General features: G+C 62.7%; 12 protein-coding genes. 1 reads left to right on the top strand and 11 read right to left on the bottom strand.

All coding sequences use genetic code 11. The features are described 5' to 3' along the window. Window positions 1-85 precede the first annotated feature (85 nt). The 6 genes from EOB36_RS22420 to EOB36_RS22395 form a co-directional block, all read right to left on the bottom strand. On the bottom strand, window positions 86-1,264 hold the full coding sequence (locus EOB36_RS22420; RefSeq protein WP_128285706.1) for an alanine--glyoxylate aminotransferase family protein: 1,179 nt from the start codon (window positions 1,262-1,264) through the stop codon (window positions 86-88). Window positions 1,265-1,288: 24 nt separating this feature from the next. Further along, entirely contained in the window at window positions 1,289-2,095 is an 807-nt protein-coding gene (locus EOB36_RS22415; RefSeq protein WP_127290985.1) for a 4-pyridoxolactonase, read from the bottom strand. A gap of 49 nt (window positions 2,096-2,144) precedes the next feature. Beyond that, window positions 2,145-3,080, bottom strand: coding sequence for an ABC transporter permease (locus EOB36_RS22410; RefSeq protein ID WP_128285705.1), 936 nt, complete (start codon window positions 3,078-3,080; stop codon window positions 2,145-2,147). A gap of 4 nt (window positions 3,081-3,084) precedes the next feature. Next, entirely contained in the window at window positions 3,085-4,182 is a 1,098-nt protein-coding gene (locus EOB36_RS22405; RefSeq protein WP_128285704.1) for an ABC transporter permease, read from the bottom strand. Next, on the bottom strand, window positions 4,179-5,747 hold the full coding sequence (locus EOB36_RS22400; protein ID WP_126106812.1) for an ABC transporter ATP-binding protein: 1,569 nt from the start codon (window positions 5,745-5,747) through the stop codon (window positions 4,179-4,181). Before EOB36_RS22400 ends, EOB36_RS22405 begins: the two co-directional genes overlap by 4 nt. An 80-nt stretch (window positions 5,748-5,827) precedes the next feature. Then, a complete protein-coding gene (locus tag EOB36_RS22395) occupies window positions 5,828-6,856 on the bottom strand; it encodes a BMP family protein (RefSeq protein WP_128285703.1) in 1,029 nt (342 codons plus the stop codon). A 97-nt stretch (window positions 6,857-6,953) separates the two neighbouring features. Here EOB36_RS22395 and EOB36_RS22390 point away from each other — a divergent pair, with 97 nt between their 5' ends. After that, window positions 6,954-7,379, top strand: a complete 426-nt coding sequence (locus tag EOB36_RS22390; protein WP_128285702.1) for a hypothetical protein — start codon at window positions 6,954-6,956, stop codon at window positions 7,377-7,379. A 38-nt stretch (window positions 7,380-7,417) separates the two neighbouring features. Here EOB36_RS22390 and EOB36_RS22385 read toward each other — a convergent pair whose 3' ends face one another. The 5 genes from EOB36_RS22385 to EOB36_RS22365 form a co-directional block, all read right to left on the bottom strand. After that, on the bottom strand, window positions 7,418-8,428 hold the full coding sequence (locus EOB36_RS22385) for an ABC transporter substrate-binding protein (RefSeq protein ID WP_128285701.1): 1,011 nt from the start codon (window positions 8,426-8,428) through the stop codon (window positions 7,418-7,420). Between the two features lie 37 nt (window positions 8,429-8,465). Beyond that, a complete protein-coding gene (locus EOB36_RS22380; protein WP_128285700.1) occupies window positions 8,466-9,281 on the bottom strand; it encodes an ABC transporter permease in 816 nt (271 codons plus the stop codon). Continuing rightward, a complete protein-coding gene (locus EOB36_RS22375) occupies window positions 9,278-10,120 on the bottom strand; it encodes an ABC transporter ATP-binding protein (RefSeq protein ID WP_128285699.1) in 843 nt (280 codons plus the stop codon). Before EOB36_RS22375 ends, EOB36_RS22380 begins: the two co-directional genes overlap by 4 nt. Before the next feature lie 127 nt (window positions 10,121-10,247). Further along, window positions 10,248-11,177 carry a 5-formyl-3-hydroxy-2-methylpyridine 4-carboxylate 5-dehydrogenase gene (gene fhmpcd1 / locus EOB36_RS22370; RefSeq protein ID WP_095489583.1) on the bottom strand — a complete coding sequence of 310 codons (930 nt, stop codon included), beginning with the start codon at window positions 11,175-11,177 and terminating at the stop codon, window positions 10,248-10,250. Further along, window positions 11,177-11,797 carry a glutathione S-transferase family protein gene (locus tag EOB36_RS22365; RefSeq protein ID WP_095489584.1) on the bottom strand — a complete coding sequence of 207 codons (621 nt, stop codon included), beginning with the start codon at window positions 11,795-11,797 and terminating at the stop codon, window positions 11,177-11,179. The genes fhmpcd1 and EOB36_RS22365 overlap by 1 nt, the downstream gene beginning before the upstream one ends. Between the last annotated feature and the right edge of the window lie 3 nt (window positions 11,798-11,800).

Genomic DNA, 11,800 nt, shown 5'->3' with positions numbered 1-11,800 from the left:
GCCCCCGTTAACCAGGGCCGTCTTTCCCGCCAGTCGTTCAGTCATGACAACGCTCCCTCAATTTGTGATCTGGTGATTTTCTGGTTCATGTGTCGGCGTCGATAACGGCCAGCGCCGCGTCGATGCCTTTGCCGACCGCGAGTTTCTGGCCCAAGGAATTCATCGCGCCGCCAAGTGCCGTCAGCGCCGCGACCGCATAGATCGGCTGGGCGGTCGCGCCCATATGGCCGATGCGTGTCAGCTTGCCCAATGTTTCGCCGCGGCCAGATGAAAACACCACGCCGTAACGAGCGCGCGCGGCCTGGCGAACCGCCGTCTCGTCGATGCCTTCTGGCGTCCGGACGGCGGTCGTGGTCGGCGACGCGATATTGTCGCTTGCGGCCCAGATCGACAGGCCCATGGCAGCGACACCCGCCCGCATGGCCTTGGCGGTGAGCGCGTGACGCGCCCACACCGCCTCCGCTCCCTCGTTGAGGTAGAGGTCGAGCGCGACGTCGAGCCCGTTCATCTCCGCGACGGACGGCGTGAACGGAAACGGCTTGTCCTTCGACCACGCATGCTCCCAATCGACGATGCTGAGCATCGACGCGCTCGGCGCCAGCGGGTTTGCCTTCATCTTGGTCCAGGCCCGCTCGCTGACGCCCATCATCGTGAGGCCGGGAGGCGCACCCAGGCATTTGTTCGGGCCAGTGACATAGATATCGGCCTTGCATTCCTCTGGATGCGTCCTCATGCCGCCGAAGGACGAAACGGCATCGACGATCAGATAGGCGCCGTGCGTCGAAACCAGCGCGCCGATCGCGTCGATCGGATTGATAGTGCCGGACGGCGTGTCGTGGTGGCAGACGGAAACGACGGTGATTTCCGGATGCGCTTCCAGCATTGCCGCAACCGCCTGCGGGTCGATCGCCTCGTTGTAGGGCACCTCGATTTCGATGAGATGCGGCGAATAGCGCTTCGCCCAATAGCCAAACCCCTTGCCGTAGACACCGGAAGCAAGGTTGAGCACGACGTCGTCCGGCGTGATCAGGGAGGCTGCGGCCGCCTCCAGGCCAAGAACCGGCTCGCCATGAAGAATGACCGGCTTATTCGACAGCCGCATCGCCTTCTGCGCCTTGTCGACCACACGCTCGTAAAAGAGCTGGAACGCCGGGTCGTAATCGTAGAGCACCGTGCGGCCGAGGCCGCGCAGCACGTCGGGATAGGCGTTCACCGGCCCCGCTGTGAGCGTGATGACAGGTTCGGCGTGTTCGAAATAGCGCATGATCTTGTCTCCGGTCGGTGGCGATCAGCCGTAGAATTGCGTGCCGGTCCGATAGGTTTTGAAGTTCTCCATGTCGTGCGAATACATCAGCTCGGCGCCATAATCCTCGGCCAGCTTCTTCACCTTGCGCATCGAGTTGACACCCGCCACCGGGTCGATGTGGAAGGCCGCCTGGCACAGCGTTTCAAGGCTCTTCTGCGTGTAGGCCGCATCGATGGTGAACATGATCGGCTTGCGCTTGGGAAACTCGACCAGCAGGCTGTAATGGCCGATCGAATGACCCGGCGTCGAGATCAGCTTGACGCCCCTGGCAAGCTCGACGTCGCCCTCTATGCCTTCGAAGATCGAGTTGGCCCGAGTCGTGCCCTCCAGCAATTGCGCAGTCGCGCCACGCGCTTCGGCGGCCTCCGCCGAAAAGCTCAGATCGGAATAGCCGAGATGCTCGAAAGGCTGGGGATTGCAGGCCTGCGGCACCTCGGTCCGGTGGCAGATCTTCTTGGCATGCGGAAAATACTTGTTGCCGCCGCAATGGTCGAAGTGGAAATGCGAGTTGACGACGACGTCGATATCCTTCGGCTCGAGGCCGAGCAGCGCCAGGGCGCCGGGAATGGTCTGGTGCTTTTCCTGGATCGGCTTTTCGAAAGGCAGCACCTTCATCACGTGATCATAGTCGTAGCCGGTGTCGATGAGAAACCGGCCCTCGGCATGCTCGATCAGGATCGAATAGACGGGAAAGCGCACTTCGCCACCAGGGCCGCGATTCCAGAACACGTGATAGCCGTCGAGAACGAGCGAGCCGCCATCGAGCAGGTAGACCTTGGTATCCGACATTTTTTGTCTCCTCTTTTGGCGCGGGTCCCGTCCGCGCATGAACCTGTGATCAGCGCGCGCCGCGCTCGTATGGAATGCCGAGCGCCGCCGGCAGGCTGGCCCGCCGGCCAAACAGCACCAGCATGACCATCACCGCCAAGAACGGCAGCATCTGGATGATGTCGGTCGGTATGTTGATGCCGGCCACCTGCATGGCCGTCGTCAGCGACAGGCAGACGCCGAACAGCAAGGCGCCGAACAGCACCCAGACCGGCCGGCCGCGCGCCAGCATGGCCAGCACTATGCCGAGAAAGCCCGCGCCATTGGTGATGAAAGGAATGAACAGGCCGGCCCCGACATTGGCAAGATAGGCGCCGCCAAGCCCGGCCAGCGCTCCGGTCGTCAGCACGGCGACGGTGCGGGTTCGCACGACGTCGATGCCGGCAACGTCAAGGGCTGCCGGCTTGTCGCCGGCAGCCTGCAGGTTGAGGCCGAGCTGCGTGCGCCGGTAGATGTAACCCATGGCGAAAACCAGCGCGACCGCCAGATAGACGATGAGATGCTGCCTGAACAGCGCCGGCCCGATGACCGGAATGTCCGACAGCAACGGAATGACCGTCACGTCCACCGCCGGCAAGCGGGGATAGCTGCGCGAGAACTGGAAATGGTGGAGCAGTGCCGTCAGGCCCTCAAGCCCCAGGGTCAGCGCGATGCCGATGACGATCTGGTTCAGCCCGATGCGCACGCAAAGCAGCGCCATGACCAGCGCCACCGCGACACCGCCGCCGGCGCCAGTGAGAAAGCCCAGCCACAGCGACCCGGAATAAAAGGCGCCGACGAAACCGAGATAGGCGCCGGCCAGCATCATGCCCTCGATGCCGATGTTGAGCACCCCGGCCTTTTCCGACATCTGTTCGCCGAGGCCGGCCAGCAGCAGAGGGATCGCCGCGGTGACCGCGCCGAACAAAAGCGCGCTGAGAAAGGCTTCGCTGAACAGCCCGGTCATGGCTTCAGGCCTTTCGCGACTGGTTATAGCGGTGATCAATGTATTCGGCGAGCGCGAGCACGATCAGCACGATGGAGACGAGCACCAGCGTGAAATGGTTGGGCACGCCGAGCCGGCGGGCCGCGCTCTCTCCGCCGATCGACAGCACCGAAAGCAGGAACACGAAACCGATCGCGGCAAAGCCGTTCATGCGGGCGAGGAACACGACGGGGATGACAGCCAGCCCGTAAGCGGGGTTCCAGTCCGCGCGCACATTGCCCTGGACGCCGAGGATATCGACAGCGCCGGCAAGACCGGCCAGCCCGGCCGAAATGGCGAAGACGGCAATGGTGAGCTTCGGCACGCCGAGCCCCGCATGGATGGCCGCGCGTGGGTTAGCCCCGACGATCCTCAACTTCAGGCCGAAGGCCGTGCGCGTCATCACCAGATGCACGGTGATGATCGCCACCAGTCCCAGAAGCAATCCGCTTGTGATGGTCGTGTCGAACAGGCGCGGCAGCCGGTCCTCGACCGGCAAGGTGCGGGTCTGCGGCACGGTTGTGCCCGGATCGCGAAACATCAGCTTGACCAGCACGTTGGCAAGCGAGGTGCCCAGAAACGTCATCATCAGCGTGGTGATGATCTCGTTGACGCCTTGATAGGCCCGCAAAAGGGCCGGCACCAGCGACCAGACCATTGCAACCAACATGGCGATGACGAACGAGCAGATCAGCGCCAGCCAGGCCGGCATGACCTCCACGAGAACCGGAGCGCTGGCCGCCGCCGTTACCGCGCCGAGCAGGAACTGGCCATCACCGCCGAGATTCCACATGCCGGCGCGAAAAGCCACGATCAGGCCGGCGGCAAGAAACAGCAGCGGCGCCATGCGCGTCAGCGTCTGTTGGATGCCGAGCGGCGATAAAAGCCCTCTCTTGAGGACAAAGCCATAATAGGCAAGCGGGTCGACGCCGACGGCAAGCAGGATGCAGCCGGCGATGATCAACGCGGCCAGGATCGGGCCGAGGGTCATCAGCAGCCGATGCTGGATGTCGCGGCGCGTCGCCACCGCGGCCGTGGCATCGAGGGCGGTTGCGCCGGCAGCTGGTGCGGTGTCGATGCTCATGCGGCAAGCCCGATCATCAAGCGACCGACCTTGGTGCGGGCGTCGTCGGCATTCTCGACGGTGCCGACGAGCGACCCGTTCGAGATGACGGCGATGCGGTCGCACATGCTGAGCAACTCTTCGAGATCGGTGGAGATGAGGAGCACGGCAAGGCCGCGAGCCGCCGTATCGCGGATTCGCTGGCGCGAAGCCAATGTGTTGGCGAGATCGAGCCCATAGGTTGGCTTGTTGAAGATCACCACTTTTGCGCCTTCGGCGAGTTCGCGCGCCAGCAGCACCTTCTGGATATTGCCGCCAGAGAGCCGAGCGACCGGCGTCTTCAGGCTTGGCGTGCGCACGTCATATTCGCGGACCAGTTGGGCCGCGCGCTTGTCGATTTCGGCGCGCTGCTCGACGCCTCTGCGCCAGAAGGGCGCCGCGCCAACCTGCTTCAGGAAGAAATTGATCGAGACCGGGAAGGTCCCGACCGTGCCCTCGCCGAGCCGGTCGTCGGTCAGGTAACGCAGGCCTCTCTGGCGGCGTTCGCCGACGCTCAGCGCCTCGATGGGCTCTCCCTGCAGCCGCACCGAACCGCCCACCGTCGCACGCTGGCCGGCCAACGCCTCCGCCAATTGCTTCTGGCCATTGCCGTCGATACCGGCGATGCCCAGCAGCTCGCCTGGACGGATATCGAACGAAATCGACGACAGGCCCGGTGCATCGTCTGTCGGCGCAACGCCGAGATCATGGACCTGAAGCAGCGGAGCCGCTTCGGCGCGGACGGTGCGAATAGGACGCTCGGCCGCTTCCGGGTCGTCCTTCTGCTTGCCGAACATCAATTCCACGATCTCGGAGATGATCGCCTGCTCGCCCAGCGCGCGAAACCGCTCGGGAGGAATCTCGCCGACCTTGCGGCCGAGTTTCAGCACCGAGATGCGATCGCCGAAGGCCGCCGCTTCCTTGAGCTTGTGGGTGATGAAGACGATCGCCAACCCCTGCTCGACCAAGCGGCGCATCAGTGCGCCCAGCTCATCGATACCCTTCGGCGTCAGCATCGAGGTCGACTCGTCGAGGATCAGAAGCCGGCTGTTGCGCACCATGGCGCGCAGGATCTCGACCTGCTGCTGCTCACCGAGCGAAAGCTCGGACACCTTGGCATGCAGCTTTACCGTGATGCCGAGCGTTCTGGTGATCTCGGCGACGCGCGCTTCCAATTCTTCGGTCTTGGGGCGCTGCCACCACGGTCCGCCGAGCAACAGGTTTTCCGCGACTGTCAGTGTCGGCACCAGCATCATGTGCTGGAATACGGTTCCGATGCCAAGCGCCAGTGCATGGCGGGGCGAAGTGATCGCGGTCGGCTCGCCGTCGACCAATATGCGCCCCTCGTCCGGCTGCTGCAGACCCGACAGCATGCCTATCAGAGTGGATTTTCCGGCGCCGTTTTCGCCGAGAAGCACATGCACTTCACCTGGACGGATCTCCAGATCGACGCTGTCGTTGGCGACGACGCCGGGGAACCGTTTGGTGACGCCTTCAAGCGCGACGATATCGCGCTTAGCGACCGACAATGAGGAAGCACTGCTCATAAAAGCCAAGGCCTTGAAAATATGAAATCGGTCCGGAGGGGCGAACGGATCGCCCCTCCGGCAGCCTGCTGTTAATCGCCTTACTGGGCGACGCTGGTCATCAGCGCCCTGACGGCGGCTGCATCATAGACCGGATCGACCTTGGTCTTGCCGGAAATGACGTCTTCGCGCAGCGCCTGGATCTCAGCCCAAATATTGTCCGGGATCGCAGCGGTCTTCAGAAGCTTGACGGAATCGTCCTTGAGGCCGATCGAGTAGCTCTTCGTGCCGAACGTGTCGGCCTTCAGGTCTGCGATCATCGCCGCATAGACCGGCTCGATGTTCCAGACCACCGACGACAGCAGGAAACCTTTGTCGATGGGCGTCTTGTCGCCGATGACATCGATGAAATAGACCTTGCCGCCATCCCCGGCCTTGGTCGTCTCGACCGCCTGCAGCATGCCGAAGCTCGAGCCGTTGCCCTGGCCGAAGATGATGTCGGCGCCCGATGCGATCACGCTTTCGGTGACGCGCTTGCCGCCGGCCGCATCGCTGTAGGCGGCAGGTCCGATCACAGCATAGGTAACCTTGACGTCCTGGCTCTCGGCCTTCACGCCCTGCGCAAACGCTGCCGACTGCGAGTTCCACGACGGAGGCTCGCCGGACACGACGATGCCGACCGACTTGGAGCGCGACATCTTGGCGGCGAGACGGCCGGCAAGATACGAACCCTCATGACCGCTCAGCGTGTAGTCGGCGACGAGGCCCTTCTCCAGACCGGTCGGTGTGTCGACGATCGCCACCGGCACCTTGGTTTCCTTGGCGATTTCGGGAGCCGAGGTGTTGTAGCCGCTGGCATGAGCGATCAGCAGGCTGGCGCCGTCAGCCGCCAATTCGCGCAGTGTCGGCCGCACGTCGCCATAGCCGAGCCCCTGCGCCACGACTATCTCGACACCGGCAGCTTTCGCCGCCGCCTTGGCAGCGTCGATACCTTGCTGGTTCCAGCCATAATCGGTGCCTTCTTCCGGCGTCAGGATGGCAATGGACTTGACCTCGGCGGCAAGTGCGTTGCCGAGCAAGAGGCCGCTCAATATAACAGCGCTTACGCTGCTCTTCAAAAACTTAGACATGTTACCCTCTCTGTTCGGTTGACCCAAGATATTCTTATTGTTATTGCGCAAAAGCGAGGTAGACTTCCTGAACAATTATATCAGGAGTTCAAGCAAGGTGGTTGTGCGATATGTCCTTCCGATAACGCTGGCGTTCACCTCGTTCGCCAACGCGGTTGAATTGCGGCACATCACTGTGCGGACCGGCACCGACGGGCTCGATCCCGTGCCGCTGACGATCTCGAATGCGGGGCGCGAGGCGCTTTCCTGCAACGCCGACTTCGCCCACTGGTATTCGGCCACGATCGCCACCGCGGCGCCTGGCAAGAGCGCACGTGTCGAGCTGTGGTTCGATCCAAAGACCGGGACGTTTGCGATTCTCAACGACAAGCGCGAAAACCTGCCTGTCGAGCGGCTGTGGTGCGGCCTGGCCGGCCACGCCTACACCAGCCGCGTGCAGATCGCGCTCGACCGGGCCAGTGCCGCAAAGGGGCAAGTGGCCGTGACATGCGGCAGCGCGGACGGCAGGCTGGCCTGCCGGTAGACGCTGACTGTTTGCCACTTCAGACACCGCCGGAACCTTCACTCTGCCGCCAGGAATTTGTCGGTAAAGACGTCGTCTGCCGACAGGGCCGTTTTGAGCACGCCCTGATCCGTCAGCGTCTTCAAGGTCTCTTCCCATTTGGTCTTTGTCATCCAGCCGAGGCCGTGTTCCTTCGTCGCCGGGCTGTTGAACGTCGAGGCGATGTCCGCCTTGAGCTGGGCCAGCAGCACGTCCTTCTTTTCGGCATAGCCAGGAACGGCCTTGGCGGTGATCTCGGCGGCTTCTTCCGGATGGGCCGCGACATAGTCGAAAGCTTCCCTGTAGGCCTTCACGAAACGGCGCACGACATCAGGCTTGTCCTTGATCATCGCTTCAGAGGTGAACAACCCCGAGCCGTAGGCTTTCCAGCCGTGATCGGCGCCGAGCATGATGCTCAGCGACCCCGGGCCGCCGGCCTTGGCCTCGAGTTCGGGCACCTCTGCGTCGAGATAGCCAACCACCGTCTGCACACGCCCGAGCAGTAGGTAACTCTCGTAAGGCGGCGAGACGCTGTTGAGCGTCATGTCCTTCTCGCTCATGCCGTTGGCAGCCAGGAAGCCTCTGAAGAAGATGTAGGTGGATCCTGCCGGGTGGATGCCGATGGTCAGGCCCTTGAGGTCGGTTGGCTTGGTCAGCTTGAGCGTCTTGGCGAGCGAGATAATGCCCAGCGGCGACTGCTGGTTGACCGCCGCCAGCGCCACGACGGGAACATTCTGCGATCTTGCCACGGCAAGCGTGGGAAGATCGCCGAAGCCGAATTCAGCGTTGCCGTTGCCCACCAGGCGCATGGCGTCTGGCGAGCCGGAGCCCTTGCGGACCTCGCTCACATCGATGTCGTTCTTGGCGAAAAAGCCCTTGTCCTTGCCGACAAAGAACATGGCGTGATTGCCGCGCACGACCCAATCGAGCTGAACGTTGACCTTATCCGCCGCCAGCGCCGCGTTCGAGAAGCCAAGCGCGCCGACAAACGCCGCAAAGGTGGCTGCCTTGATAAGAGAGCGTCTCAGCATGTTTGTTCCCTTCTTTGATCTTGGTTGTTCGAGAAGCCTAGGCCTGGCTGAATTTCGGCGCCCACGGCACCACGATGCGTTCGAGAATTTCGGCTGCGTAGTAGAAGGCGATGCCGAGCACGGAAACGAGCAGCAGCGCCGCAAAGACCAAGGGCGTGTCGAGTTGGGTCGACGCGAACTGGATGACGTAGCCGAGCCCGTCCGAGGCTCCGGCAAATTCGCCGACGATCGCGCCGATCACACTCAGGGTCGCTGCAATTTTGGTTCCAGCCATCAGGCTCGGAAGCGAGTGGGGAACACGGATCCTGAACAGTATCTGGGTCGGGCTGGCACCGACCGAATTCATCAGCGACAGAAGCGAACGGTCGACCGATTGCATGCCCGCCAGCATCGACAGCGTCACCGGGAAGAAGGCGATGACCAGAATCAGACCGATCTTGGGTGCAAGCCCGTAGCCGAACCAGAGGATGAAGATCGGCGCCAGCGCAACTTTCGGCACGTTCTGGAACAACACGACGAGCGGGTATAGAGCGCGGCCCAGCCAGTCGAAACGCACGATGACGAGAGCAAGCGCAATGCCGACTATGACCGAGACAAGAAAGCCAAACAGGATTTCGCCCGCCGTGACCACCGTCGCCTGCATGAGAGTGCCCCATTGCGCGACCAGCGATTTCGCAATCTCGGATGGGGCAGGAACGATAAAGGAGGAAATGGAGAATATCCGCACCGCGGCTTCCCACAACACGATCGTCACCAGCAAAAGGATGACCGCCGGAAGCCAGCTGCTTGTCGCCGCGTTCCAGCCGGAAACCGGCTGTGGCTGGGAGAGGTTCATGAGAGGTTGCTCGCTCACGTCGCGTCTCCTGGCTCATGACTGGATCGCAGCATGGTCCGAAGCTGAAGCACCAGCCTGACGAATTCGGGGACTTCGGTCACGGAAGTGTCGCGCGGATAAGGCAGCGGAATGTCCAGGCTCTGGGTAATGCGCCCTGGGTTGATTCCCAGCACATGAACCTGGCGCGACAACTGAATGGCTTCGTCGATCGAATGCGTCACCAGGACGATCGTCTTGCCGGTCCGCTGCCATATCTCCAGCAGCGACTGGCCCATCGAATCGCGCGTGATCGCGTCAAGCGCGCCAAACGGCTCGTCCATCAGCAAGACCGCCGGATCGAGCGCCAAAGCCCGGGCGATGGCCACCCGCTGACGCATGCCGCCAGACAGTTCGTTTGGGCGCTTGTGGGCGGCATCGCCAAGCCCGACCAGTTCCAGCATCTCCTGCCCACGCGCTCGCAGCGCCGCGCGCGACATCGACTTGTCGGCGATACCGAGCAGCATCGAGGCATTGTCGACGGCGTTTTTCCACGGCAGCAGATTGGCGTCCTGGAAGACGAGACCGATCATCCGTTTGCGCGCCGCCTCGCCTGGTGAAACGCCGGCGACCGAGACGCTGCCGCTGCTCGGGTTGACCAGCCCAGCCAGCACTTTGAGCAATGTGCTCTTGCCGCAACCCGAAGGGCCGATGAGGGATACGAACGACCCTTGGGGAACCGAAAGGTCAATATCCCTAAGGATCAGCTGCCGGTTCTGATCCGTGCCCATGACCACCGAAACACCCTTGGTGGAAATGAGATCGTCGTGGCGGATGTGGGTCGGTCTGCCACCGGCGGGTCGAATGGTTTCAACCTGCATGGCTGGCTGCCCCATACGCGTTCATTACTTGCACCCCCGCCTTGACGGCGATGTTCCCGGCCCCATGCGCACAAGCGGCCAACCGGCAGAACTCCCCAACCCGGCTGCGCGCAACTTGTGCCATCGCCTACTCCCGGCCTTCGAGGATGCGGCGCACGGCGACCAGCTTGCGCGCCCGTTCGCCTTGCAGCGCCTTAATCTGCTCGGGCGTGTAGGAGAACATGCCCTCGCCCGATTTGATGCCGAACTTTGATGCGCCGGTCTTCTCCAGAACCATCGGCGCGACATCATCACGATTGGAAAGATCGGCGTTGAGGAACGACGAGACGGATTTGTAGATATCGAGGCCGGCCATATCGAGCAGCGCCATTGGCCCGATAACGGCGATCTTGTAGCCGATGCCCCAGGAGACGCAGGTATCGAGATCCTCCGGCTCGATGACGCCGCGCTCAACCAGGTCGACAGCCTCGCGCAGCAGCGCGTAAAGCACGCGATTTTCGACGAAGCCGGGAACGTCTTTCTTCACGACCACCGGCAACAGGCCGATCGAGCGGATCAGCTCGCGTATGGTCGCCACGGTTTCAGGCGCGGTCTTCTCGCCGCCGATCACCTCGATCATCGGAATAATGTGCGGCGGGTTCGACCAGTGCATGCCGACCATCCGTTGGGGATGGGAGATATGGGCCTGCAGCTTGGTGATCGGAATGCCTGAGGTATCCGAGGCGACGATCACCGAAGAACCGATCAGCGGGTCGATGGCGCGATAGGTCTCGGCCTTGATGTCGATATTCTCAGGCACGTTCTCGATGACCAGCTCCGCACCATCGACAGCCTCGGCGAGGGTGCGGACGAACCGCGCCGTGCCCGCGCCCGCAGTCGGCCCCTTGATGTCGAGCCGGTCCAGAACCCCGCCGGCCAAATCGAGCATGCCGCGGGCGCGTTCGACCGCAACTTCGGAAACATCATACGCCGCCACGTCGAGCCCGCCACGCGAAAGCCGCGCGGCGATGCCCGGACCCATCGTTCCCAGTCCGATGAGGGCGGCGCGCTTGATCATCATGCGGCCTTTGCGGGAGCCGCGGCGGTCGCCGCCTTGAAGGCCGGCCGAGCGGCGATTGCGGCCACCCAGCGCTCCAGATTCGGCAGCGACGGCCGGTCGATCTTGAAGTCGATGCAGCGCTTCAGGATCGGCGCGCAGGCGATGTCGGCAATGGTCAGCTTGCCCAGCGCCAGGAAATCCTTGCCGGCCAGATGCCCGTCAATGATCTTGAGTTGCGCCACAAGGTCCTTCACCTGTTCCTTATATTCGGCGGTTTGCTCTTCGGGCGTCAGCTTCGCACCCTTGAAGGCGGCCAGATAACCGGGATTGACCGCCGCCAGCAGAAAATCCATCCAGCGCTCGACCTCGGTCTTTTCGGCAGGGGTGGCGCCGTTCAGCTGTTCGCCGCCGGATGCCGCGAGATAGCGCAGGATGGTGTTGGACTCCCAGATCACGATGTCGCCGTCGACCAGCGTTGGGACTTTGGACGTCGGGTTGAGTGCCTTGTATTCGGCCGTCTGGGTGTTTTCGAATTGGCGGCCGTAATCCTCGCGCTTATATAGCGCACCAAGCTCTTCGAGCATGAAGAGCACCTTTTGAACGTTGCCCGATGTCTGGCGTCCCAAAAGCTTGTACATGTC

This window comes from Mesorhizobium sp. M6A.T.Cr.TU.017.01.1.1, from assembly GCF_004023115.1.
Lineage (GTDB): Bacteria > Pseudomonadota > Alphaproteobacteria > Rhizobiales > Rhizobiaceae > Mesorhizobium > Mesorhizobium mediterraneum.
The sequence above is the reverse complement of the archived record's forward strand: the minus strand, read 5'-3'. Positions and strand labels throughout refer to the sequence as shown.